This window comes from Streptomyces sp. NPDC086519, assembly GCF_040686075.1.
GTDB lineage: Bacteria > Actinomycetota > Actinomycetes > Streptomycetales > Streptomycetaceae > Streptomyces > Streptomyces shenzhenensis.
This window is the reverse complement of record NZ_JBFBJL010000016.1, coordinates 76280-100407: the sequence shown is the minus strand read 5'-3', so window position 1 is coordinate 100407 and position 24128 is coordinate 76280. Positions and strand designations below refer to the sequence as shown.

Sequence of the window (24128 nt, the reverse complement as noted above, 5' to 3'; positions counted from 1 at the left end):
ACTTTTTACTCGCCCTTGACCGTTGAGCGTACAACTTTCGTGGAGTTGGCCATACCGTATGGCGCTGCCCCGACCTGCGGACATTCAATGGTCGACGCCATGGCTTCGCTGCGCGCGCTCTTCCGTTCCCCGCGGAGGGCAACGACCGCCCCGCCTCTCACCGCCGGAGGGCCCCCGGCCGACGACGAGGTGTTCCTCGACGCGCCCGACGAACGGCTCGCTCCGGTGCTGGTCGCGGCCGGCCGGGGCGAGTACGCGCCCGCCGCGGGTCTGCTGGCCGGCACCCGGAACGTGGCCGAGTGGGAGGAACGGGACCGGTACGCGCACCGGCTCGCCCTCTTCGCCCGCTCCCGCGCCGAGTGGCTCGACCAGTGGGCCATGGCCGCCCCGCACGACCCGGACCTGCTGCTGGTCCAGGCCCAGCTCGCGGTGGACCACGCCTGGGACTCCCCCGCCCGCGCGGAACTCCTGCGCCCGCTCAGCCCCCTGATCACGGCGGCCGCGCGCGGCGACGGCCGGGACCCGGTGCCGTGGCGGATCGCGCTCGACCACGCCCGGGGGACGAACGCCGGTCACAAGTACTTCGAGGAGCTGTGGGAGGCGGCGGTCCGCCGCGCCCCGCACCACTACGGCTGCCATGTGGCGGCGCTGCGCTATCTGGGCACGTACTGGCACGGCTCGCACCGCGAGTGCTTCGACTTCGCCGACCTGGCCGCGCAGGACGCGCCGCCGGACTCGCTCGTCCAGGCCCTGCCGGTCCGCGCGGCCTTCGCCTACCTCACCGACGGCTGCGGCCCGGGGGTGCCGCGGGCCCGTCTGGACGCGGCGGCCGACCGGGCGATCGCCTTGTCCGCGCGGTTCCCGGCGGCCGATCCCTGGCCCGCCGAGGTCCGCAACACGTTGATGTACCTGCTGGTCCGCCTGGAACGCTGGGAGGCCGCCCGCACCCAGCTGCGGCTGATCGGCCCGTACGTCACGTCCTTCCCCTGGGGCCGGCTCTCCGACGACCCGCTGGGCCATTTCGTACGCCTGCGCGACCACCTGCTGGCCGGTACTAAACCGCCGCCCGAGGCCGCGTCGATCCCCTCGCCGAGGACCGCGGGACGCCCACGGACCGGGCACGGCGGACATGTTCTCACCGATGACCACTAGGCTGGGGCGCCGTGACCACCGTCCGTCTCCCCCTCTTCCCACTGAACTCGGTGCTGTTCCCGGGGCTGGTGCTGCCGCTGAACGTCTTCGAGGAGCGCTATCGCGCCATGATGCGCGACCTGCTCAAGACGCCCGAGGAAGAACCGCGCCGGTTCGCCGTCGTGGCGATCCGCGACGGCCACGAGGTGGCACCGAGCGCGCCGGGCATGCCGGACCCGACCGCCCAGCCCGAGAAGGGCCCGGCGGCCGGCTTCGGACCCGAGCCTCTCAAGTCCTTCCACCGGGTGGGCTGTGTGGCGGACGCGGCGACGATCCGGGAGCGGGCGAACGGCACGTTCGAGGTGCTGGCGACCGGGACGAACCGGGTGCGGCTGCTCTCCGTCGACGCGTCGGGACCGTTCCTGACGGCGGAACTGGAGGAGCTGCCGGAGGAACAGGGCGACGAGGCGGGCGCGCTGGCCGAGGGGGTCCTGCGGGCCTTCCGCCAGTACCAGAAGCGCCTGGCGGGCGCGCGTGAACGTTCACTGTCCACCGGCGTCGACCTCCCGGACGAACCGTCCGTCGTCTCCTACCTGGTCGCGGCCGCGATGATGCACGACACCCCCACCAAGCAGCGCCTGCTCCAGGCGCCCGACACGGCGTCCCGCCTCCGCGACGAGCTGAAACTCCTTCGCGCCGAGACCGCGATCATCCGTAACCTGCCGTCACTGCCCGCCGCGGAGCTGACGCGGGCGCCGACGAGTCTGAACTGAGCCGGGGTTTTCCTGACATGCCGAAGAAGCCGAAGAAGCAGCAGTCCGGGGGCGGCGGCACCCCGGCGACGGTGGCCCTGACCACGGCGGGGGTGGCCTTCACGGTCCACTCCTACGACCACGACCCCGCGCATCCGTCCTACGGAGAGGAGGCCGCGGAGGCGATGGGCGTGTCCCCGGACCGCGTCTTCAAGACCCTGGTCGCGGACGTGGACGGGGCGCTCACCGTGGCGGTGGTCCCGGTGGCCGGGAGCCTTGACCTCAAGGCCCTGGCGACGGCGGTCGGCGGCAAGCGCGCGGCGATGGCCGACCCGGCCCTGGCCGAGCGCACGACGGGCTACGTCCGCGGCGGCATCTCCCCGCTCGGCCAGCGCAGGACACTCCCCACGGTCCTGGACGCGTCGGCATCGGCCCACCTCACGATCTGCGTCTCGGCGGGCCGCCGCGGCCTGGAGGTCGAACTCGCCCCGGCCGACCTGGCCACCCTCACGAACGCCACCCTGGCCCCCATCGGGCGTGCCTGACCTCTCGACGAAAGACATGTCGAAGAGGACACGGAAAAGGAAGTGCCGCCCGAAGAAGGCCCGCTCGAACCACGGTCGCCGTCCGGCACAGGCACTCCCCAGCGGCACAGCCGCCCTACCGCCCACCAGCCGCACAGCTCCCCCCACCCCTGCCGACGCGCTCCGCAGCCGCCCGAGGTGACAGCCCGGCCGCGGGCCGTCGTGAGCTGGTCGCGCAGTTCCCCGCGCCCCTGACTCCTCTGCCGCCGCCCGAGATGACAGCCCGGCCGCAGACCGTCACGGGAGCTTCTCGCACACCTCCCCACACCCCAGCCCACGCGCTCCACGGCCGCCCGAGGTGACAGCCCGGCCGCGGGCCGTCGTGAGCTGGTCGCGCAGTTCCCCGCGCCCCTGACTCCTCTGCCGCCACCCGAGATGACAGCCCGCCCGCAGGCCGTCACGGGAGCTTCTCGCACACCTCCCCACACCCCAGCCGACGCGCTCCACGGCCGCCCGAGGCGACAGCCCGGCCGCGGGCCGTCGTCGGCTGGTCGCGCAGTTCCCCGCGCCCCTGACTCCTCTGCCGCCGCCCCCAATCACCAGTCACCGAACGCGGCCTGCATCCCCCACACTCCAGCCCGTCCGGCGCGGGAGGACGACGGCCGGTCCGCACCCCCCACCAGCCCGTCCGGCGTTTGAGGACGCGGGCCGGTCCGCACCCCCCACTACCAGCCCGTCCGGCGTTTGAGGACGAGGGCCGGTCCGCACCCCCCCCACTACCAGCCCGTCCGGCGTTTGAGGACGAGGCCGTTCAGGCCGATGCGGGGGTTCGGGGGCGGCAGCCCCCGGAGCGGGCGGTCGAAGGGGGCGCGCCCCCTGGAGGACGGGACGGGTAGGGGCGGCGGGGGCGAGAAAAACTACGCCGGTGGAGCGGCGTACGGTCCGTCCTCGTACGGCGGCTCCGGGTCCCGCGGACCGAACAGCGCCGTCAACCCCAGATGCACCACCAACGCCGCCAACGACCACGCCAGCAACGCCCCCTTCGCCCCGAGCTTCAGCGGCGCCGAGAACGTCACCCCCTTCCCCACGGCCTTCGCATGGGCGATCACATCCTGCTCCGGCCCCAGCCACACCCCCAGCCGCCAGGCCAGGAACGACGCGAGCAGCCCCCCGACCCCCAGCGCCACCACCAGCGGCACACCCCCACGCCGCCGCCACAGAAACACCGCGACCGCGCTCACCGCCCCGAAGGCCAGCGCGAGCAGGGTGAACGTCCCGTCCACCCCCGCCGCCTGCTCTCCCTCGCTGTCCTTGAGGTAGACCGCCCAGCTCGTGTCGGACTGGTCCCCCACCAGCGGCACATGCGGCGCCAGCCACAGCCACAGCAGCCCGAGCAGCACCCCGCTCACCGCCACCGCGACGGCGATCACCGCGGCCTCCCGCAGTTCGGTCTTCATCCCGGGACCGTCCTGTCCGTACTCGCCGTACTCGCCGTGCTGGCCGTACTCGCCGTGCTGGCCGTATTCTCCCGCGGCCTCCCCGGCAGGCGGCGATGCCTGCCGGGCCTGGTGCGAGGGCTGGTCGTGCGGCGGCGGAGGCGGCGTCAACGGTGCGGTCACGATGCCATCGTGCCAGGTCGGCCTGTGGGGCGCGTCACCGGACGGCTGCCCTGCGGTACGCCCACGTGGCGGCGGCCAGCGAGACGACCCCCACCCCCGCACACACGCCCAGGTCAGCGAGGACGACGGCCCAGTCGGGCCGCGCCCCGAAGGTGCGGGCGTAGGCCTCGACGCCGTACGTGGAAGGCAGCAGGTCGCGGGCGAGCTGGATGAACCCCGGCATCCGGTCCGGCGGCAGCACCCCGAGCAGCAGCGCCGCCGACATGCCCAGCTGCCCGAGCAGCGTGGCGAGTTCGGGGCGCGGTGCGAGCAGTCCGCAGGCCGCGCCGAGCCCCGCCAGGGCTGCCCCCGCGAGCGGGATCACGGCGAGGAGGATCCACAGGTTCCCGAGCGGCAGCCCGAAGAGCACGCACCCGAAGACGGCCGTCACCAGCGTCCCGGGCACGGTGAAGGACGCGTACGCCGCGGCCGCCCCGAGCACCACCGAGGCCGGCGGCACGGGCAGCGTGGCGTAATGGTCGAGCCCGCCGCTCGCCCGCAGCTGTCCGAAGTACTGCGCCAGCAGGTTCAGCGCCACGAAGGCCACCACGACCACCGCGGAGCCCGCCACCACGGACTCGGCCTCGCCCCGCGAGTCCACCACCCCGCGCATCATGACCATGATGCCGACGGACTGGAAGGTCGCGACGAACAGCAGCGGGATCCGGGCCACCCGGGCCCGGGACAGCTGCGCCCGGTAGACGGCCAGCAGCGCCGGCCACAGCCGTGCGCGCGGGCCCAGCTCGGCCGCCGGGGCGCCCGGCGCCGTCTCCTGCACGGCCTGGGCACCGCCCGGCAGAACCTCCGCGGGTACGACACTCACGTCGCTCTGCTCCCTTTCCGTGCGGCACCTGCGGCCCGTACCGCCGCCGCGTCTTTCCGTACGCGCCCGGCCGCCGCCCCGTTCACCCTCATGCCTTCACCAGCCCCTGCCGTGCGGCGCCGCCCAGCGCCAGGTAGACGTCCTCCAGGCTGGGCGTGGCGAGGGTGAAGTCGTCGAGGGCGCCGAACGCGGCCCCGCCGGTCACCGTGGCGACGACGGCACGCGCCTCCTCGGGCGCGAGCCGCAGCGTCCAGCGCCGGCCGGACTCGACGGCGCGCTCCCGCAGGACGGCCACCTCGGGCACGTCCAGCGGGGCCTCCTCACGCCACACCAGCTCGACCCGCACCTCGCCGGCGACCCGTTCCTTGAGCCGGGCCGGGGTGTCGCAGGCGATGACCCGGCCCTGGTCGATGACGGCGACCCGGTCGAGGACCGTCTCGGCCTCGATGACGTTGTGGGTGACCAGCACCACGGTGGCCCCTCGCTCGGCCCGCCGCCGGTCCACGGCGGCCCACACGGCCCGCCTGGCGACCGGGTCCATGCCGGTCGTCGGCTCGTCGAGCACCAGCAGCGGCCGCTCCCCGACCAGCGCGGCGGCGAAGCAGGCGAGCCGCCGCTGTCCCCCGGAGAGCTTCTTGAGCGCCCGCCCGGCGATCGGCGTCAGGCCCAGTTCCTCCAGCACGGCGTCGCGCTCGCTCCGGGCCTGCCGTACGTCCAGTCCGCGCAGCCGCCCGGTGGTCTCGGCGGCGAGGGACACGGTCAGCTCGTCGAGGGCGCTGGACTCCTGCCCGAGGTAGGCGAGGAGCCGCGCTGCCCGCTCCGGGTGCCGCACGATGTCGTGTCCGAGGATCTCGACACTGCCCGTGTCGGGCCGCAGCAGCCCGGTGAGCTGCCGTACGAGCGTCGACTTGCCGGCCCCGTTCGGCCCGAGCAGCCCGAAGATCTCCCCGCGCCGGACAGCGAGCTCCACCCCGTCGGTGGCCCGCACCGCGGGCACGGCGGGGGCGCCACGCCGTCCTTTGACCGCGGCGTAGGTCTTGGTCAGCCCACGCACCGCGCACACGACATCACTCTGCCGCCGAAGTGCCCGACCCACGCCCGTACTCACAAGGAACGAGCCTACGGGGTCACCCCGGTTTACTCGCCTTTGGGGCGCCTCGGCATGACGACCCCGTGGCGGCAGCGCACCCCCATGGGGCGCGGGGCCGCGTCACCTGTGCGGCTCCGCCGCGTGGGCGCGAACAGCCCCCACCGGCCCGCAGCCGCCGACGCCCCGCCTGGCCCCGCACCGTCCGCTACTCCCCCGCCGACGCGTGCTCCCCGGCCCCCGCCGGAACATCGAACTCTCTCCAGAACCCCGCCCGAATGGCGTACCGGTCATGCTCGTCGATCTGGTCGTCCTTGTGCGCCAGCAACCCGAAGCGCGCCGCGTACCGCAACAGCTCCCCGTCGATCCGGTGCGGAATCCGCGGGTACATCCCCGACAGCTTCTGCAGATGGCTCTGGTCCCCGAGCCGCGACATCCACCGCCGTGCGAACACCTGCCCGACCTCGTACGGATCCCCGCCGACGGTCGTGATGTCCTCCTCCCGGTCGGCCCACCGCTGCTCCGCGGTGGTCAGCTGCGCCAGTGTCGGCATGGAGGCCGCCTCCGCCGACTCCACCGCGCCCCCCGGCCGGTCCACCCACCCCTTGTCGGAGGACCACCGCAGCGTGGCCGTCGTCGCCGGATGCTGGACCGACTGCGTCCCCGGCGCCCGCAGCGCGGCGAGATCCTTGGGCGTCGGCACCCCCTTCGGCGTCGGCATCCGCTCCGCCGCCCCGTTCTCCGCCGCCCTCGCCGCGGGTGCCCGGTCGGTGTCCTCGGTCCCCGCCTCCGCCGCGGCCGCCAGCGACGACTCCGGCAGCGGCGCCGAGAGGATCGCGGCGATCTCCGGCCGCGGCACCGGCTGCGGCGCACAGACCCCGGTCAGCTCCTTGGCCCGTACCGCCTGGGTGATCCACGCCCGGTCCAGCACCCGCCGCTCGTCGGCCTCGGCGACCAGGTCCTCGGACTGGTTGTAGTCCCCGTCGGCGGCCTGTACGGCCCACAGGTGTACGGCGACCCCGTGCTCCTTGGCGGCCATCATGCCCGGCAGCAGGTCCCCGTCGCCGGTCACCAGCACGACGTCGGAGCAGGCGCGGTTGCGGGCCAGCTCGGTCAGCTCGGCGTGCATGGCCGCGTCCACGCCCTTCTGCGCCCAGCGTCCGTCGCTGCGGGTCAGCGCGCCGAGCCGGACGGTCACCCGGGGCATCACGCGCAGCCGACGGTGTTCCGGCTGGGGGACACGGTCGGGGGCGCCGTCGAACCAGTAGATGCGCAGCAGTGGACGCTCGGTGTCGGACTCCGCGCGGTCGCGCAACGCCTGGATCAGCGCGGCGTGGTCGACGGTGATCCGGGATCGGGAGGGCTCACCGGCGAGGAGACTGGCGGCGGCACCCAGCAGATACCCGGCGTCCACCAGGACAATGCAGCGGTCCACGCGACTCACCCTCTTTCCGGGAGGTTTGCTTTCGGGGCTTCCTTCGAGTCTGCCCGACCACGCGGGGGTTAACGGCCCGAACTCGATCTTCGGCGTGGCGTTTCGGGACCTCGTCCTCCGACAAGCCCTGTTACAGACGGTAATTATCCGAAATGCGTCTGTTGTCAGCCTATGTGAATCTGAATTCGGCCCCTAGATCCCCCACAGGAGGCAGATCACCATGGCCAAGAACAAGAACCGCAAGGGTGGCTCCCAGAACCGCGCCCCGCAGGCCGAGCAGACCCACGAGCACGGGCAGCGCACGTCGAACGAGCCCCAGGACTCGCCGGTGTCGCACATCCAGGGCAGCCCCGCCGATGTTGCTCGTAAGAAGCAAAAGAGCTTCGGCCACAACTGAGCGGACCGACCAGGTCCCACCCGGCTGTCGAAGCCCAGCCATGCAGGAGGGGCGCACCCGTTGCGGGTGCGCCCCTTCCGCGCGGGTACGGACCGGAAGCCCTATCCGGCCAGGCAGGACGGGCCGAGCAGCACCTTGAGGTCGCCGAACAGCGCCGGGTCCGGCTTCACCCGGTGCCGGTCGAGCCGCAGCACGGTGGTCTTGGTCGGGCCCTGCAGCTTGATCCGGACCTCGCTGTCGCCCTTGTGGTGGCTGAGGATCTCGCCGAGGCGGCTGACCATCGGCGGGGTGACCCTGGTGGCCGGGATGGTGAGGATCACGGGCGCGTTGGTGCCGGCGTTCGAGAGGTCCGGGACGGCCAGCTCCATGGCGACGAGCCGCGGCACGTCCTCGCGCTTGTCGAGGCGGCCCTTGACGAACACGACCGCGTCCTCGACGAGTTGGGTCGAGATCAGCTGGTAGGTCGCCGGGAAGAACATGCACTCGATGGAACCGGCCAGGTCTTCGACGGTGGCGATCGCCCAGGCGTTGCCCTGCTTGGTCATCTTGCGCTGCAGGCCCGAGATGATGCCGCCGATGGTGACCACCGCGCCGTCCGCGTGCTCACCGCCGGTCAGCTGGGCGATGCCCGCGTCCGCCTTGTCGGAGAGCACGTGTTCCAGGCCGAAGAGCGGGTGGTCGGAGACGTACAGACCGAGCATCTCCCGCTCCTGGGCGAGCAGATAGGTCTTGTCCCACTCCTCGTCGGTGAACTGCACGTCGAGTCCGAAGCCGGGCTCGCTGGTCTCCTCCTCGCCCATCCCGCCGAACAGGTCGAACTGGCCCTCGGCCTCCTTGCGTTTGACCGCGACCACGTTGTCGATCATCGGTTCGTACTGGGCGGTGAGCCCCTTGCGGGTGTGCCCGAGGGTGTCGAACGCGCCCGCCTTGATCAGCGACTCCGTGGTGCGCTTGTTGCACGCGACGGCCTCGACCTTGTCGAGGTAGTCGGGGAAGGAGGCGTACTTGCCCTTGGCCTTGCGGCTCTTGATGATCGACTCGACCACGTTCGTACCGACGTTGCGCACGGCCTCCAGGCCGAACAGGATCACGTCGTCGCCCTGCGCGGCGAAGTTGTGCACCGACTCGTTGACGTTCGGCGGGAGCACCTTGATGCCCATGCGGCGGCATTCGTTGAGGTAGATCGCCGACTTGTCCTTGTCGTCCTTGACGGAGGTCAGCAGCGCGGCCATGTACTCGGCCGGGTAGTTCGCCTTGAGGTAGGCGGTCCAGTAGGAGACCAGGCCGTACGCGGCGGAGTGCGCCTTGTTGAACGCGTAGCCGGCGAACGGGACCAGGACGTCCCACAGGGCCTGGATCGCCTCGTCGCTGTAGTTGTTCTTCTTGGCGCCGGCCTGGAAGATGGTGAAGTTCTTGGCCAGTTCGTCGGGCTTCTTCTTGCCCATCACGCGGCGCAGGATGTCGGCCTCGCCGAGCGAGTAGCCGGCGATGATCTGGGCGGCCTTCTGCACCTGCTCCTGATAGACGATCAGGCCGTAGGTGACCGCGAGGACCTCTTCGAGGGGCTCCTCCAGCTCCTTGTGGATCGGGGTGATCTCCTGGAGCTTGTTCTTGCGGAGCGCGTAGTTGGTGTGCGAGTCCATGCCCATCGGGCCCGGACGGTAGAGCGCCGACACGGCGGAGATGTCTTCGAAGTTGTCGGGCTTCATCAGGCGCAGCAGGGAGCGCATGGGGCCGCCGTCGAACTGGAAGACGCCCAGGGTGTCACCGCGCTGGAGCAGTTCGAAGGTCGTCGGGTCGTCCAGCGGCAGCGACAGCAGGTCGATGTCGACGCCCTTGTTGGACTTCACCATCTTGACGGCGTCGTCCATGATCGTCAGGTTGCGCAGGCCCAGGAAGTCCATCTTCAGCAGGCCGAGCGACTCACAGCTCGGATAGTCCCACTGCGTGATGGTCACGCCGTCGGTGTGCCGCACCCACACCGGGACGTGCTCGGTGATGGTCTCGCTGGACATGATCACGCCGGCGGCGTGCACACCCATCTGCCGGACCAGTCCCTCGACGCCCTTGGCGGTGTCGATGACCTTCTTCACGTCCGGTTCGTTCTCGTACATCCCCCGGACCTCGCCCGCCTCGTTGTAGCGGGGGTGCGCGGGGTTGGTGATGCCGTCCAGGTCGATGCCCTTGCCGAGGACGTCGGCGGGCATGGCCTTGGTGATGCGGTCGCCCATCGCGTACGGGTAGCCGAGGACGCGCGCGGAGTCCTTGATCGCGTTCTTGGCCTTGATCTTGCCGTAGGTGCCGATCATGGCGACCTTGTCGGCGCCGTACTTCTCGGTCACGTACCTGATCACCTCGACGCGCCGGCGCTCGTCGAAGTCGATGTCGACGTCGGGCATGGAGACGCGCTCGGGGTTGAGGAACCGCTCGAAGATCAGGCCGTGCGGGATCGGGTCGAGGTCGGTGATGCCCATGGCGTAGGCGACGATCGAGCCGGCCGCGGAGCCTCGGCCGGGGCCGACCGCGATGCCGTTGTTCTTGGCCCACATGATGAAGTCGGCGACCACGAGGAAGTAGCCCGGGAACCCCATCTGGATGATGACGTCCATCTCGTACTCGACCTGCTTCTGCCGGTCCTCGGGGACACCGCCGGGGAAGCGGCGGTCCATGCCCCGGCGGACCTCCTCCTTGAACCAGGTGACCTCGGTGTAGCCCTCGGGGATGTCGAACTTCGGCATGAGGTTCCTGGCCTCGAACATGCCGGTGGTGTCGACCATCTCGGCGACCAGGAGCGTGTTGGCGCAGCCCTCCTGCCAGGCGTCGGAGGAGTCGATGGCGTACATCTCGTCCGTGGACTTCAGGTAGTAGCCGGTGCCGTCGAACTTGAAGCGGTCCGGGTCGGAGAGGTTCTTGCCGGTCTGGATGCACAGCAGGGCGTCGTGGGCGGTCGCCTCGTGCGCGTACGTGTAGTGCGAGTCGTTCGTCACCAGCGGCGGGATGCCGAGTTTCTTCCCGATGTCCAGCAGGCCCTCGCGGACCCGGTGCTCGATCTCGATGCCGTGGTCCATCAGCTCCAGGAAGTAGCGGTCCTTGCCGAAGATGTCCTGGTAGTCGGCGGCGGCCTTGAGGGCCTCGTCGTACTGGCCGAGGCGCAGCCGGGTCTGGAGCTCGCCGGAGGGGCAGCCGGTGGAGGCGACGATCCCCTCGGACCACTGGGCGATGGTCTCCTTGTCCATCCGGGGCCACTTCTGCAGCCAGCCCTCGGCGTACGCGTCCGAGGAGAGCCGGAAGAGGTTGTGCAGGCCCGTGCTGTTCACGGCCCACATCGTCTTGTGGGTGTAACCGCCGGAACCTGAGACGTCGTCCCGCTTCTGGTGCGGCTGGCCCCACTGGATCTTGCGCTTGTTGCGCCGGGACTCGGGGGCGACGTACGCCTCGATCCCGATGATCGGGGTGACCCCGGCCTTCTTCGCGGAGTGGAAGAAGTCGTACGCCCCGTGCAGGTTGCCGTGGTCGGACATGGCGATGTGGGTCATGCCCATCTCGTTGCAGGCGTTGAACATGTCCTTGAGCCGCGCGGCACCGTCCAGCAGCGAGTACTGGGTGTGGACGTGCAGGTGCGTGAAAGGCGGCTTTGACACGGTTTCGGCCTCCAAGGGAAACAGGCGTCGACGATCTTCCGACCGGCTGCGGACAGTCTGGTGGAACAGCGGAATCCTATGCCTCGGCACTGACACCCGGCGGGCTCCCCCGCGTACCTTCGTCCGAGAAAGCGGGCACTCCCGGGGACCTTCGCACGTTGGTCCGGCGAGAGATCCGTGCCACATGTCAAGCATCACCCGTACCAGGAGGCACCCAGCGATGTCGGTCCCCCAGCTCAACGGCGAGCAGCGCGGCGAGGAGATCCTCGCCGTCTTCGACACCGCCTTCGGCGAGCTCCTGGCCGCCGACCCGGCCGCGTTCCGCGTGAAGTTCCGGAAGATGGCGGCCTCGGCCTTCGCCTTCTACCGGGGCACGGCCGCGCTCTTCTACCACGACCTGGACGCGGAGACCGCGGGGGGCGGCGGCCGGATATACACCGGGCCGTACCTGGACGAGCGCACCTCGCGCGTGTGGATCCACGGCGACCTGCACGCGGAGAACTTCGGCACCTACATGGACTCCAACGGCCGCCTGGTCTTCAACGTCAACGACTTCGACGAGGCCTACGTCGGGCCGTTCACCTGGGACCTGAAGCGCTTCGCCGCCTCCATCGCGCTGATCGGGTACGCGAAGGCGCTCAGCGACGGGCAGATCACCGAGCTGGTCGAGGTGTACGCGGACGCCTACCGCGAGCGCATCCACGCGCTGGCGACGGGCGCGAAGAGCGACGAGGTGCCGCCGTTCACCCTGGACACCGCCGAGGGCCCGCTGCTCGGCGCGCTGCGCACGGCCCGCTCGCTGACCCGTTTCGAGCTGCTGGACTCGATGACGGAGATCCGCGACTGGGAGCGCCGGTTCGCCGCCGGCGGCGGCTCCATCGAGCTGGACGCCGCCACCCGCTACAAGGTGCTCGCGGCCTTCGACGGCTACCTGGAGACGCTCCCCGAGTCGTCCCTGTCCCGTCCGGACTCCTACCGCGTGAAGGACGTCGTGGGCCGCCGCGGGATCGGCATCGGCTCGGCCGGCCTGCCCTCGTACAACATCCTCCTGGAGGGCGCCACCGACGCCCTGGAGAACGACGTGGTGATCTACATCAAGCAGGCCCAGACACCGGCCGTCTCCCGGCACGTCACGGACCCGGCGATCCGGGACTACTTCCAGCACGAGGGCCACCGCACGGTGATCTCGCAGCGCGCCCTGCAGGCGCACGCCGACCCGTGGCTGGGCTGGACCGAGCTGGACGGCGCGGGGCAGCTGGTCGCCGAGGTCTCGCCGTACGCGGTGGACCTGGACTGGGGCGACATCGACGACCCGGAGGAGATCGCGGCGGTCGTCGCCGACCTCGGCCGGGCCACGGCGTCCATGCACTCGGCGGCCGACGACACCTCCGGCGAGTCCCTGGTGCCGTTCTCCACCGAGCGGGCCATCGACGCGGCGATCGCCGCCGACGAGGACGGCTTCGCGAGCCTGCTCACCGACTTCGCGCACAGCTACGGCGCACGCGCGCGTGCCGACCACCAGATCTTCGTCGACCTGTTCCGCAACGGCCGCATTCCAGGGCTGTAACCTTCGCCGATTTCTCAGGACCTTTTAGGGGTCCCCTACATGAGTACGTGACAGACTCTCCACCGCTATGGACATATCCGGGACCCAGCTCAGAGCCGTGCGCGCGGCGCTGTTCACGGCCTTCGTCGTGACGCTCAGCACCGCGTCGCACGTGCTGCTGTCCCGGGCCCCGCTGCCGTTCACGACGGTGGCCGCGGTCGCCGCCGGCGTGTTCGTCACGGCGTACGCGCTGGCGGGCCGCGAACGCGGCTTCGGGCGGATCGCGGCCTTGTTGATCCCCCTGGAGCTGGCCGCCGACACGGTCTTCACCACCGGACAGCACGCCTGCTACGGGCGGGCGGGCGGCCCCATCGCCGGCCCGCTGCGGGCGGTCGGCTTCGACGTGCTCTGCCACGGCGGCACGGTCGGCACCCCGCTGGCCCGCATGGCCGGCGGCTCCCGCGCCACCGCGGTCCTCGCGCAGGCCGACCCGGCCGCCGCCTGGCTGCTGCTCGCCGTGCACGTCGGCGTCGGGCTGCTCGCCGCCGCCTGGCTGCGCCGCGGCGAGCGCGCCCTGACCCAGTTGCTGCGCGCCGTCGCCGCCACCACCTTCCGCCCGCTGCTCCTCGCGGTCGCGGCGGGCACGGTCCGGCCGGCTCCGGTGCCACGGCTGCCGCGCCCGGCGCCCCGCCCGGCCGCCACCCGCGACCTGCTCCTCGTGCACTCCCTGGGACGGCGCGGACCGCCGTGCTCCGGGGCGCTCGCCCTGCCCTTCGTCTGAGCGCCCCTTCCTCCCGAGCACGCCCGTCGTCCGAGCACGACGAGTCCCCCACACGTATCCCGCGTACGACATGTGCGCGTCCCCTATGGAGATCACCAACATGAGCAAGCGGAACAGCGCAGCTGCCAAGAACGCGGCCCGGGAGCGGCTGCGCGCCGAGCGCGAGAAGCAGGCCAAGCGCGCCAAGGTCAGGCGGCAGGTCATCGTGGCCTGCTCGGTCGTGGCCGTGCTGGCCGCGGCGGGCGGCATAGGCTACGCCGTCGTCCAGGCCAACAAGCCCAGCTACTGGGAGTCGGAGAAGGACGCCAAGGTCGTCGCCCCGGCCAACACGACGGGTACCGACGGCACCACGGTCGTCATCGGCAAGTCCACCGCCGCGAAGACCCTGAAGGTCTACGAGGACCCGCGCTGCCCGATCTGCGCCCAGTTCGAGCAGACCGTCGGTGCGACGGTGAAGAAGGACATCGACGACGGCAAGTTCAAGATCCAGTACATCGGTGGCACGTTCCTCGACGGCGACGCGCTCGGCAAGGGCACGATCGGCTCCCGCGGCGAGGGCTCCAAGAACGCGATGAGCGCCATGGGCGCGGCGCTGAACGTCAGCGACGAGGCGTTCCTGGAGTACAAGACCGCGCTGTACTCGAAGAAGTGGCACCCGGACGAGTCGACCGACAAGTTCAAGAACGACAGTTACCTCATCCAGGTCGCCGACACCGTCCCGGCCCTGAAGAACAACAAGTCCTTCCAGGCCGACGTGAAGTCCGGCAAGTACGACGCCTGGGCGCTGGCCATGTCGAAGACCTTCGACACCAACAAGGACGGCGTGACGGGCACTCCGAGCTTCGTCATGAACGGCAAGATGCTGACGGCCGACTCCAACGGCAACCCGCCGATGACGGTCGCGGCCTTCAACTCCGTGGTGGACGCGGCCCTCAAGGGCTGACGCCCGACCGGAATCCCCGGCTCCACGTGAAGAGCAGGCGAACTTTCGCTGGTTCGCCTGCTCTTGTTCATACTGGTCAGTAACCTGTGCGGTCGTGACCAGTCGAAACAGATCAACACAGTCTTCCGAGAGCGCGCAGAGCCCCTCTCCCCGCCGCCGCACGGTCGTCAAGGCCGCGGCGGCGACCGCCGGCATTGCCGTCGTCGCAGCCCCCCTGGCCACCGCGCTGCCGGCCCGGGCCGCCTCGGACGCCCCCGCCTTCCTGCACGGCGTCGCCTCCGGCGACCCGCTGCCCGACGGCGTTCTGCTGTGGACGCGGGTGACGCCGACCGCCGACGCCACGCCGGGCTCCGGTGCCGGCCCGGACACCGAGGTCAGCTGGGTCGTCGCCACCGACAAGGCGCTGACGAACATCGTCTCGAAGGGCTCCACCACCGCGACCGCCGCCTCCGACCACACGGTCAAGGCCGACATCCGCGGCCTCGCCCCGGCCACCGACTACTGGTTCCGTTTCTCGGCCGGCCCCACGGACTCCCCGGTGGCACGCACCCGCACCGCGCCCGCGACGGACGCCACCGTCTCCGGCCTGCGCTTCGGCGTGGTCTCCTGCGCGAACTGGGAGGCCGGCTACTTCGCCCCCTACCGCCACCTCGCGGCCCGCGGCGACCTCGACGCCTGGCTGCACCTCGGCGACTACATCTACGAGTACGGCACCGGCGACTACGGCACCCGCGGCACCGTGGTCCGCGAGCACGCGCCCACCCACGAGATCATCACCCTCGCCGACTACCGCACCCGGCACGGCAAGTACAAGACCGACACCGACCTCCAGGCCCTGCACGCCAAGGCGCCGGTCATCGCGATATGGGACGACCACGAGTTCGCCAACGACTCCTGGTCCGGCGGCGCCGAGAACCACACCGAGGGCGCCGAGGGCACCTGGACGGCCCGTCAGGCCGCCGCCAAGCAGGCCTACTTCGAGTGGATGCCGGTCCGCCCGGCCATCACCGGCACCACCTACCGCCGGCTGCGCTTCGGCAAGCTCGCCGACCTCTCCCTGCTCGACCTGCGCTCCTTCCGCTCCCAGCAGGTGTCCACGGGCAGCGGCTCGGTCGACGACCCGGACCGCACCATCACCGGCCGCGCCCAGCTCGACTGGCTGAAGGCAGGACTGAAGGCCTCCGACACCACCTGGCGGCTGGTCGGCAACTCGGTGATGATCTCGCCCTTCGCCATCGGCTCGCTCTCCGCCGACCTCCTCAAGCCGCTCGCCAAGCTGCTCGGCCTGCCCCAGGACGGCCTCGCCCTCAACACCGACCAGTGGGACGGCTACACCGACGACCGCCGCGAGCTGCTGGCTCACCTGCGCTCCAACGCGATCACCAACACGGTGTTCCTCACCGGCGACATCCACATGGCCTGGGCCAACGACGTGCCCGTGGATGCCGGGACCTATCCGCTGTCCGCCTCGGCCGCCACCGAGTTCGTGGTCACCTCGGTGACCTCCGACAACCTCGACGACATCCTCAAGGTCTCCCCCGGCGTCGTCTCCACCGTCGCCGCACCGGTGATCCAGCTGGCCAACCGCCATGTGCACTGGGTCGACACCGACCGGCACGGCTACGGCGTCCTGGACATCACGCCCGCGCGGGCGCAGATGGACTACTACGTCGTCTCCGACAAGACGAAGGCCGACGCCGCCTCGTCCTGGGAGCGGTCGTACCGCACCCGCAGCGGCACCCAGAAGGTCGAGCGCACCTACGACCCGGTGTGACCGCCGTCTACAGCGTGTCGAGGAAGCCGAGCGCCACCCGCCAGGTGGCCTCGGCGGCCTCCGCGTCGTAGTCCGGCAGGCCGGGGTCGGTGTAGAGGTGACCGGCGCCCGGGTACCGGTAGATCTCCACATCGGCGCCGGCCCGGCCCATCTGCAGATACCAGGCGCTCAGCCAGTCGTCCGTCTCGAAGGCGTCGGGCTCGGCCACGTGCAGCTGCACCGGCAGCTCGGCCACCGAGGCGCTGGGCGCGATGTCCGACGTGCCGTGCAGAAGCAGCAGCCCCCGCGCCCGCTCGTCGCCCAGCGCCAGCGTCTGCGCGACCGAGGCGCCCAGCGAGAACCCCGCGTACACCAGCCCGCGCTCCGAGTACGGCGCCGCCGCCAGCACGGCCCGCTTCAGCAGTTCGTCCTTGCCGATCGACTCGTTGAACTCCATGCCCTCCTCGACCGTGTCGAACGTGCGCCCCTCGAACAGGTCCGGCGTCCACACCTCGTGTCCGGCCGCACGCAGCCGGTCCGCGGCCTCGCGCACCGCGGGCCTGAGGCCATAGGTGGAGTGAAAGAGCATGATGTTCATGCGCCCATGGTGCCAGCCACCACGGGCAACACCGACCTGCCTGCGACCACGACCGTGACGTCCTTCTCACCGGGCGGCATGTTCAGGACCCCGCGAATCCGGTTACGTTCGAAGCCATGGAGATGGAGAACGTACTCCGCCCGCTGATCGTGTTCGGCGGCGCCGTCGTCCTCACCCTGCTGATCGGCTGGGCGACCGATCTACTGCTGCGCAAGGCCGACGCACGGCACAGCGAGACGCCGCTGTGGGGCCTGCTGCGCCGCAGCCGTGTCCCCTACCAGCTGGTCCTGTGCGCGGCCCTGCTCAGAGGCTCCTACGACCAGGCCGAGCTGATCCTGGAACACCGGGTCGCCGTCGGCCAGGTCCTGACCCTGGTGCTGATCGGGTCGGCCGCCTGGCTGGTGGTGCGGATCGCGGCGGCCGTCGTGGAGTCGAGCTACTCCCGCTACGCCCGCGCCCACCACGACGCGGCCCGGGTCCGCCGGGTGCGCACCCAGGTGTCGCTGATCATGCGGGTGGTGACGGCCGTCGTCGGCGTGATGGCGGTGGCGGCGATGCTGCTGACCTTCCCGGCGATGCGCGCGGCCGGCGCCTCGCTGCTGGCCTCCGCCGGAATCCTCGGCATAGTCGCCGGTGTGGCCGCCCAGTCCACGCTGGCGAACATGTTCGCCGGCCTGCAGATCGCCTTCGGCGACATGGTGCGTCTCGGTGACACCGTCGTGGTCGACGGCGAGTGGGGCACGGTGGAAGAGATCACCCTGACCTTTCTGACGGTACGGACCTGGGACGAGCGCCGGATCACCATGCCGGTGTCGTACTTCACCTCCAAACCCTTCGAGAACTGGTCGCGGGGCACGCCGCAGATGACCGGGATCGTCTACTGGCACCTCGACCACTCGGCGCCGATCGAGGCGATGCGCGAGAAGCTCCAGGACATCCTGCGGGAGTGCCCGGCCTGGGACGGGCGGGCCTACGGCCTGGTGGTCACGGACTCCACGCCGAACACCATCCAGGTGCGGGCGCTGGTGACCGCCAAGGACGCGGACGACATCTGGACGGTCCGGGTCACCGTCCGGGAGCAGATGATCACCTGGCTGAGCGCGGAGCACCCGTACGCCCTGCCCCGGGTCAACACGGCCGACGCGGTCCTGCCGCCCGGCGGGCACATTCCCTCCCAGGACGGGGCGGCGGCGGGCCGGCGTCTGCACGAACCGCCGCGCACCGGCCGCGGCTGACCGCTCCCCCGGCCCTCAGTGGCCGCGCTCGGCGCCGCCGTTGACCTGGATGATCTGCGAGGTGACGTGCCCGGCGGCCGGGGAGGCCAGCCAGTGGAGCGTGGCGGCGACGTCACCGGGGATGCCGGCCCGCCCGGTCGACGTCTCGGCGACGAGCTGCGCGCGCCGGGCCTCCGCCACGGGACCGCCGAAGAAGTCGGTGTCCTCGATGTACCCCGGCGCGACCACGTTCACGGTGACCCCGCGCGGCCCCAGCTGCCGGGCCAGGTCGTGGGCATAGGGGTGCAGGGCGGCCTTGGAGGCGGCGTACGACCCGGTCCCCGAGCCCCGGTACGCGGCGATCGAGCTGATGAACAGCACCCGCCCGCCGGGGTCGGCGAGCCGGTCCTTCAGGGCCTCCGTCAGCAGGACGGCGCTCAGCGTGTTCTGCCGGAAGTTGCCGGTCCAGGCGCGCGCGGCGGCGTCGAGCGGATCGTCGGCCTCCGCGTCGGCTGTACGCGCCGCGTTCCCTCCGGCGCCGTGGACGAGCACGTCCACGGTCCCGAACTCGTCGGCGACGAACCGCGCGACTCCGCGCACCTGCTCGGGTTCGGCCAGATCGGCGTCGTACACCTCCGCCCCCGGCACCCCCGCCCTCTCCAGCAGCTCTCTGCGCCGCCCGAGCAGCAGCACCCGGTCCCCGTCCCCGGCGAACACCCGCGCCGTCGCGAGCCCGATCCCGGTTCCTCCACCACTGATCACAATGTTCCGAGCCATGATCCGAGACTACGAGCGGGAAGCCGATGGCGCCTGGGACTGTCCACAGCCGCCGTATGTTCGTATGACTGGCGCTGCGCGCACGCGGCGAAGGCCGAAGCGACCACCCCTCACGCCCTCACGTGACCGCGGACGGGCGGTGCGCGGGTGGGGGACCTGGCGCTGACCTAGCGCAGGCTACGGACGTCCAGATGCCTCAGCACCCGGTCCACGATCTCCGGATCCGCCCCCGGTTCGCTCCGCGCCGCCAGCACCTCGTGCCGTGCCGCGCTCAGCATCTCCTGCTGGATCCGCCGCAACCGCTTCTGCCGCCGCATCCGTTTCTCGTGGCCCTCCCGCCGCTCGTCCTCCACCACGTCGGGACTGATCCGGTACCCGATCTCGAAGGCCCGCCGCAGCATCTGCTCCGTCACGTCGTCCGGCAACTCCTCGACCTGCTCGATCTCCCTCAGACGCCGCCGTGCCGCCTTCTCCGCCCGCACCGCCAGCTCTTTCTCGATCTCCTTCTCACGGTCGATGTCGGCCCGTACCCCGAGCCGCCTGACCAGCCACGGCAGGGTCAGCCCCTGGAGCACCAGCGTCGCCAGGATCACGCCGAAGGCGATGAAGACGATCTCGTCGCGGTCCGGGAAGGGCGACCCGTCGTCCGTCTTCAGGGGAATCGCCAGGGCCAGCGCCACCGACGCCACACCGCGCATCCCGGACCACCACATCACGATCGTCTCCCGCCAGCTGGTCGGGATCTCCTCGTCGTAGTCCCGCCGGGCGTGCAGCCGCTTGGTCAGCCAGGTCGCCGGCAGCAGCCAGAGCAGCCGTACCACGACGACCACGGCGACGATCGCGACCGCCCAGCCGAGCAGTTCGCCCCAGCGGCCGGACGCCGTGCGGATCGCGTTGTGCAGTTCCAGGCCGATCAGCCCGAAGGCGACCCCCGTGACGAGCGTGTCGACGATGTCCCAGAAGGTGTAGCCGGCGAGCCGGGTCATGACGTCGTCGGCGTCGGTGGCGTACTCGGCGATGAACAGCGCGGTGGTGAGCACGGCGAGGACACCGGAGCCGTGCAGTTCCTCGGCGATGACGTAGGAGGCGTACGGGACGATCAGGGTCAGGCCGATCTGCAGGGTCGCGTCGCCGAGCACGTCCATCAGCTTGTTGGCGCCCCAGCCGAGCGCCAGCCCCACGAGGACCGCGACCACGGCGGACAGCAGGAAGTCCAGCCCGGCCCGCCACGGCGAGAAGGCGCCGCTGACCACGGCGGCGATGGCCACGTGGTACAGGACGATGGCCGTGACGTCGTTGAAGAGGCCCTCGCCCTCCAGGATCGACACCAGCCGGCGCGGCAGCCCGAGCTGCCCGGCGACGGCGGTCGCGGCGACCGGGTCGGGCGGGGCGACCAGCGCGCCCAGCGCGACCGCGGCGGCGATCGGCAGCCCGGGCACGATCGCGTTGGCGACGGCGGCGACGCACACCGTGGTGACGAAGACCAGGGCCACGGCGAGCAGGAAGATCGGCCGTTTGTTGGCCGCGAACTGCCGCCAGGAGGTCCGCCGTACGGCGGCGTAGAGCAACGGCGGCAGCAGGCCGGGCAGGATCAGCTCCGGCGGGATGTTCACGTTCGGCACGAAGTCGGCGACCGCGAGGGCGATCCCGAACAGCGTCATCAGCACGGGCGCCGGCAGCCCGAGCCGGTCCCCCACCGGGACGCTCACCAGGGCCCCGAGCAGCAGCACGAACAGCAGGGCCAGCTGATCCACGGCCAGTACTCCGGGAGTCGACGATCACACAGCAGGCCTCAAGCGTGCCACGCGACCGCGGTCAGAGCGCGCGCCGCATCCCCCGGTGCGCGATGCCCGCCTCCTCGTACTCCGCACCGTACGGCTCGTAGCCCAGCCGCTGGTAGAAGCCCAGCGCGTGGGTCTGCGCGTGCAGGTCCACCGCGGTCAGGCCACGCGCGCGTGCGGCCTCCTCGACGGCCCGGACCAGGGCGACGCCCACGCCGAGGCCGCGGGCCTCCTCCAGGACCGCGAGCCGGCCCAGGGAGCCGAGGGACAGGTCACCGTCGGTCCTGGCCGCGGCCACCTCGCCGTACAGCAGCCGGCCGGTGCCGAGCGGTACGCCGTCCTCAGCCACCGCGAGGACGTGCACGGCGACGGGGTCGTACTCGTCGTACTCCAGGTCCTCGGGGACGCCCTGCTCGACCACGAACACCTGCTTGCGCACCGCGAAGCAGGCCTCCAGGTCGGCGGGGTCCCCGGCGACCCGCACCCGGTACGCGCGCGTGCTCATGCGTACGTCTCCTCGCGGACCTGGTCGAGCGCCTTCTGCAGGTCGGCCGGGTAGTCGCTGGCGAACTCGACCCACTCGCCGTCCCCGGGGTGCTCGAAACCGAGCCGGACGGCGTGCAGCCACTGGCGGGTCAGGTGCAGCCGCCTGGCGAGCGTGGGGTCGGCGCCGTAGGTCAGGTCGCCGACGCAGGGGTGACGGTGGGCGGCCATGTGGACGCGGATCTGGTGGGTGCGGCCGGTCTCCAGCTTCACGTCGAGCAGGGAGGCCGCGCGGAACGCCTCGATGAGGTCGTAGTGGGTCACGGAGGGCTTGCCGTCGGCCGTGACCGCCCACTTGTAGTCGTGCTGCGGGTGGCGGCCGATCGGGGCGTCGATGGTGCCGCTGGTCGGGTCGGGGTGGCCCTGCACGAGCGTGTGGTAGCGCTTGTCGACCGTGCGCTCCTTGAACTGGCGCTTCAGCGAGGTGTACGCCCGCTCCGACTTGGCGACCACCATCAGGCCCGAGGTGCCGACGTCGAGGCGGTGCACGATGCCCTGGCGCTCGGCGGCGCCGGAGGTGGAGATCCGGTAGCCGGCGGCTGCGAGACCGCCGATCACGGTGGGACCGGTCCAGCCGGGGCTGGGGTGCGCGGCGACGCCGACCGGCTTGACGATCACGACCACGTCGTCGTCGTCGTGCACGATCTCCATGCCCTCGACGGGCTCCGCGACGATCTGCACGGGCGCGGGCACCCCCGGCATCTCGACCTCCAGCCAGGCCCCGCCGCGCACCCGCTCGGACTTGCCGACCACCGAGCCGTCGACCTGGACCTTGCCCGCCGCGGCCAGCTCGGCCGCCTTGGTGCGGGAGAAGCCGAACATGCGGGAGATGGCGGCGTCGACGCGCTCGCCCTCCAGGCCGTCGGGCACGGGCAGGGTTCGGATCTCGGGAAGGGTACTCACCCGTCGAGTATGCCGGACACCGTCGGCAGCCCCGTACGCAAGCCCCTGCGGGCCGTGCGGCCCGCGTGACCCCCGTCAGTCCCTGTGGACGGTCCCGTCCGGGTCCAGGCCGCGGAAGGACAGCAGCACGATCAGGACGCCGCCGCAGACGATCGCCGAGTCGGCCAGGTTGAACACCGCGAAGCCCTTGGGCGCGATGAAGTCGACGACCTGGCCCTCGAAGATCCCCGGCGAGCGGAAGATCCGGTCGGTGAGGTTGCCGAGCGCACCGCCGAGCAGCAGGCCGAGCGCGACCGCCCAGGGGAAGCTGTAGAGCTTGCGTGCCAGCCGGAAGATCACGACGATCACGGCCGCCGCGATCACCGTGAAGATGATCGTGAAGGCGCCGCCGAAACCGAAGGCCGCACCCGGGTTGCGGATCGCGTGGAACTCCAGCCAGTCGCCGACGACCTTGATCGGCGCGTGGTGCTCCAGCTTCGCGACCACGATCATCTTGCTGACCAGGTCGAGGGCGTACGCGAAGGCGGCCACCGCGAACAGCACGGCGATCCGGCGACCGCGCCCGGGCCGCCGTCCCGCGGTGGACTGCTGATCCGCACCGGACGCGTCAAGGGCGCCGGGCGCCGCCGTCCGCTCGCCGCCGTCGTCCGGGGTGCCCGGCGTACCGATGATGCGTCCCGCCTCTGCCACGTGAGTCCCTCAAACCTAGGTGCCTGCCTCGGGACGAGACTACGGCACGCCCCAGGCGACCCCGATGCTCAGTAGCGGCGTTCCTGCTTCTGCTTGCACTCCACGCACAGGGTGGCCCTCGGGAAGGCCTGCATGCGCGCCTTGCCGATGGCGTTGCCGCAGTTCTCGCAGAGGCCGTAGGTGCCCGCGTCCAGCTTCTGGAGGGCGCGCTCGGTCTGTTCGAGCATCTCGCGCGCGTTGGCGGCCAGCGCCAGTTCGTGCTCGCGGGTGATGTTCTTGGTGCCGGTGTCGGCCTGGTCGTCACCGGCGCCGTCGCCGGAGTCCCGCATCAGCCCGACCAGAGCGCTGTCGGACGCCTCGATCTCGGCCCGCAGCCGCATCGCCTCGCCCGTCAGCTCGGTGCGCGCCTCCTCGACCTCCTGCGGCGTCCACGGGTCCTCGCCGGGACGTACCGCGAGTTCGCCCGGAGCCGCCGTGGCGACCCGCGCCTTGGGGACGGCGGTCTCCGCCGCCGCGGCCGTGCCAGGAGTCTTCTTCGCAACCACCGTCATGGCTCCCGTCTGCTTCGCGGCCCGCGCCGCGCCCGCTTTCTTGGCCGTGCTCTTCTTGGCCGTGCTCTTCTCCGCCGCGGTCTTCGTCGCCGCGGCCCGGGACGCGCTCTTCTCCGGCTTCCGGGTCTTCTCCGCCTTTTCCGGCTTCTCAGGGTTCTCCGGGTTCTCAGGCTTCTCAGGGTTCTCCCGGTTCGCCCCGTCGGCCTTCTTCACCGCGGCCTTCTTCCCGGCCGCCGTCCCCACCGGTGTCCTGTGTGCGGCCTCTTTCCCGGCGGAGCCCTTCTCGCCCGGAGTCTTCTCCGAAGGAGCCGTCGCGGTCGCGCGCGTGCTCTTCTTCTCACCGTCCCCCGCGGTCTTCTTCGCCACCATGGCCGCGGCCCCTTCACATATTGTGATCTTGCACGCGAATCGTGCTGGGACGATAAATCGACTTGAGTCCCGCGGCAACGGGGCACGCCGCCCGATCCGCCCGCCCCGCACCCCCCACGCAGCAGGTATGCATGCGTTGTGCCCAGCTCCCCGCGCGGTAATCCGCCGAGCCGGACATCCCAGGATGCGAACACGCGTACCGCGCCATTCGGGTCATCCCGGCAGGCAAAG

General features: G+C 71.3%; 21 protein-coding genes. 9 read left to right on the top strand and 12 right to left on the bottom strand.

What is annotated here, in order from left to right:
• Positions 1-99 precede the first annotated feature (99 nt).
• Genes AB0P24_RS17435 through ybaK form a run of 3 tightly spaced genes read left to right on the top strand, consistent with a single transcriptional unit; the run spans position 100 to position 2428 of the window.
• Entirely contained in the window at positions 100-1152 is a 1053-nt protein-coding gene (locus AB0P24_RS17435; RefSeq protein WP_365794783.1) for a hypothetical protein, read from the top strand.
• Positions 1153-1163: 11 nt separating this feature from the next.
• Positions 1164-1904 carry an LON peptidase substrate-binding domain-containing protein gene (locus AB0P24_RS17430; protein WP_365794781.1) on the top strand — a complete coding sequence of 247 codons (741 nt, stop codon included), beginning with the start codon at positions 1164-1166 and terminating at the stop codon, positions 1902-1904.
• 17 nt (positions 1905-1921) lie between these two features.
• Entirely contained in the window at positions 1922-2428 is a 507-nt protein-coding gene (gene ybaK / locus AB0P24_RS17425; protein WP_365794779.1) for a Cys-tRNA(Pro) deacylase, read from the top strand.
• 896 nt (positions 2429-3324) lie between these two features.
• Here the strand turns inward: ybaK and AB0P24_RS17420 are convergent.
• From AB0P24_RS17420 to AB0P24_RS17405, 4 genes are all read right to left on the bottom strand, one after another.
• Complete coding sequence (locus tag AB0P24_RS17420) at positions 3325-4026, bottom strand: AAA family ATPase (RefSeq protein WP_365794778.1); 702 nt, start codon at positions 4024-4026, stop codon at positions 3325-3327.
• A 34-nt stretch (positions 4027-4060) separates the two neighbouring features.
• The gene (locus tag AB0P24_RS17415) at positions 4061-4888 is read right to left on the bottom strand and encodes an ABC transporter permease (protein WP_365794776.1); all 828 of its coding nucleotides are present in this window, start codon (positions 4886-4888) and stop codon (positions 4061-4063) included.
• An 88-nt stretch (positions 4889-4976) separates the two neighbouring features.
• A complete protein-coding gene (locus AB0P24_RS17410) occupies positions 4977-5951 on the bottom strand; it encodes an ABC transporter ATP-binding protein (RefSeq protein WP_365794774.1) in 975 nt (324 codons plus the stop codon).
• A 232-nt stretch (positions 5952-6183) separates the two neighbouring features.
• Positions 6184-7410: an NYN domain-containing protein gene (locus tag AB0P24_RS17405; protein ID WP_365794772.1), complete on the bottom strand. Its 1227-nt coding sequence runs from the start codon at positions 7408-7410 to the stop codon at positions 6184-6186.
• Positions 7411-7630: 220 nt separating this feature from the next.
• Between AB0P24_RS17405 and AB0P24_RS17400 the strand changes: the two genes are divergently transcribed.
• Entirely contained in the window at positions 7631-7807 is a 177-nt protein-coding gene (locus AB0P24_RS17400; RefSeq protein ID WP_365794770.1) for a hypothetical protein, read from the top strand.
• Positions 7808-7908: 101 nt separating this feature from the next.
• On the opposite strand, the gene dnaE is transcribed toward AB0P24_RS17400, so the two are convergent.
• Entirely contained in the window at positions 7909-11448 is a 3540-nt protein-coding gene (gene dnaE / locus AB0P24_RS17395; protein WP_365794768.1) for a DNA polymerase III subunit alpha, read from the bottom strand.
• Positions 11449-11668: 220 nt separating this feature from the next.
• Here dnaE and AB0P24_RS17390 point away from each other — a divergent pair, with 220 nt between their 5' ends.
• The 4 genes from AB0P24_RS17390 (at position 11669) to AB0P24_RS17375 (ending at position 16492) form a co-directional block, all read left to right on the top strand.
• Positions 11669-13015, top strand: coding sequence for a DUF2252 domain-containing protein (locus AB0P24_RS17390; RefSeq protein ID WP_365794766.1), 1347 nt, complete (start codon positions 11669-11671; stop codon positions 13013-13015).
• A gap of 67 nt (positions 13016-13082) precedes the next feature.
• Positions 13083-13775 carry a hypothetical protein gene (locus AB0P24_RS17385; RefSeq protein ID WP_365794764.1) on the top strand — a complete coding sequence of 231 codons (693 nt, stop codon included), beginning with the start codon at positions 13083-13085 and terminating at the stop codon, positions 13773-13775.
• A 100-nt stretch (positions 13776-13875) separates the two neighbouring features.
• Entirely contained in the window at positions 13876-14718 is an 843-nt protein-coding gene (locus AB0P24_RS17380) for a thioredoxin domain-containing protein (RefSeq protein ID WP_365794762.1), read from the top strand.
• A 94-nt stretch (positions 14719-14812) separates the two neighbouring features.
• Complete coding sequence (locus AB0P24_RS17375) at positions 14813-16492, top strand: alkaline phosphatase D family protein (RefSeq protein ID WP_365794760.1); 1680 nt, start codon at positions 14813-14815, stop codon at positions 16490-16492.
• Between the two features lie 7 nt (positions 16493-16499).
• Here AB0P24_RS17375 and AB0P24_RS17370 read toward each other — a convergent pair whose 3' ends face one another.
• Positions 16500-17069, bottom strand: a complete 570-nt coding sequence (locus AB0P24_RS17370) for a dienelactone hydrolase family protein (protein ID WP_234541375.1) — start codon at positions 17067-17069, stop codon at positions 16500-16502.
• 122 nt (positions 17070-17191) lie between these two features.
• Here AB0P24_RS17370 and AB0P24_RS17365 point away from each other — a divergent pair, with 122 nt between their 5' ends.
• A complete protein-coding gene (locus AB0P24_RS17365; protein ID WP_365794906.1) occupies positions 17192-18304 on the top strand; it encodes a mechanosensitive ion channel domain-containing protein in 1113 nt (370 codons plus the stop codon).
• A gap of 15 nt (positions 18305-18319) precedes the next feature.
• Here the strand turns inward: AB0P24_RS17365 and AB0P24_RS17360 are convergent, their stop codons facing one another.
• From AB0P24_RS17360 to AB0P24_RS17335, 6 genes are all read right to left on the bottom strand, one after another.
• The gene (locus AB0P24_RS17360; protein ID WP_365794758.1) at positions 18320-19060 is read right to left on the bottom strand and encodes an SDR family oxidoreductase; all 741 of its coding nucleotides are present in this window, start codon (positions 19058-19060) and stop codon (positions 18320-18322) included.
• A 167-nt stretch (positions 19061-19227) separates the two neighbouring features.
• Positions 19228-20814, bottom strand: coding sequence for a Na+/H+ antiporter (locus AB0P24_RS17355; protein WP_365794756.1), 1587 nt, complete (start codon positions 20812-20814; stop codon positions 19228-19230).
• Between the two features lie 61 nt (positions 20815-20875).
• Positions 20876-21346, bottom strand: a complete 471-nt coding sequence (locus tag AB0P24_RS17350; RefSeq protein ID WP_365794754.1) for a GNAT family N-acetyltransferase — start codon at positions 21344-21346, stop codon at positions 20876-20878.
• On the bottom strand, positions 21343-22287 hold the full coding sequence (locus AB0P24_RS17345; RefSeq protein ID WP_365794752.1) for an RluA family pseudouridine synthase: 945 nt from the start codon (positions 22285-22287) through the stop codon (positions 21343-21345). Before AB0P24_RS17345 ends, AB0P24_RS17350 begins: the two co-directional genes overlap by 4 nt.
• Before the next feature lie 75 nt (positions 22288-22362).
• The gene (lspA, locus tag AB0P24_RS17340) at positions 22363-22977 is read right to left on the bottom strand and encodes a signal peptidase II (RefSeq protein WP_365794750.1); all 615 of its coding nucleotides are present in this window, start codon (positions 22975-22977) and stop codon (positions 22363-22365) included.
• 68 nt (positions 22978-23045) lie between these two features.
• Positions 23046-23897 (bottom strand): TraR/DksA family transcriptional regulator, encoded by an 852-nt coding sequence (locus tag AB0P24_RS17335; RefSeq protein ID WP_365794748.1) that lies wholly within the window; start codon positions 23895-23897, stop codon positions 23046-23048.
• Positions 23898-24128: the final 231 nt, after the last annotated feature.

Bases quoted from the DNA above. Each gene is read 5' to 3' on its own strand.
- AB0P24_RS17400 (WP_365794770.1), top strand. From the start codon at position 7,631: ATGGCCAAGAACAAGAACCGCAAGGGTGGCTCCCAGAACCGCGCCCCG.
- AB0P24_RS17365 (WP_365794906.1), top strand. From the start codon at position 17,192: ATGGAGAACGTACTCCGCCCGCTGATCGTGTTCGGCGGCGCCGTCGTC.
- AB0P24_RS17385 (WP_365794764.1), top strand. From the start codon at position 13,083: ATGGACATATCCGGGACCCAGCTCAGAGCCGTGCGCGCGGCGCTGTTC.
- AB0P24_RS17350 (WP_365794754.1), bottom strand. From the start codon at position 21,346: ATGAGCACGCGCGCGTACCGGGTGCGGGTCGCCGGGGACCCCGCCGAC.
- AB0P24_RS17380 (WP_365794762.1), top strand. From the start codon at position 13,876: ATGAGCAAGCGGAACAGCGCAGCTGCCAAGAACGCGGCCCGGGAGCGG.
- AB0P24_RS17360 (WP_365794758.1), bottom strand. From the start codon at position 19,060: ATGGCTCGGAACATTGTGATCAGTGGTGGAGGAACCGGGATCGGGCTC.
- AB0P24_RS17390 (WP_365794766.1), top strand. From the start codon at position 11,669: ATGTCGGTCCCCCAGCTCAACGGCGAGCAGCGCGGCGAGGAGATCCTC.
- ybaK (WP_365794779.1), top strand. From the start codon at position 1,922: ATGCCGAAGAAGCCGAAGAAGCAGCAGTCCGGGGGCGGCGGCACCCCG.
- AB0P24_RS17335 (WP_365794748.1), bottom strand. From the start codon at position 23,897: ATGGTGGCGAAGAAGACCGCGGGGGACGGTGAGAAGAAGAGCACGCGC.
- AB0P24_RS17435 (WP_365794783.1), top strand. From the start codon at position 100: ATGGCTTCGCTGCGCGCGCTCTTCCGTTCCCCGCGGAGGGCAACGACC.
- AB0P24_RS17370 (WP_234541375.1), bottom strand. From the start codon at position 17,069: ATGAACATCATGCTCTTTCACTCCACCTATGGCCTCAGGCCCGCGGTG.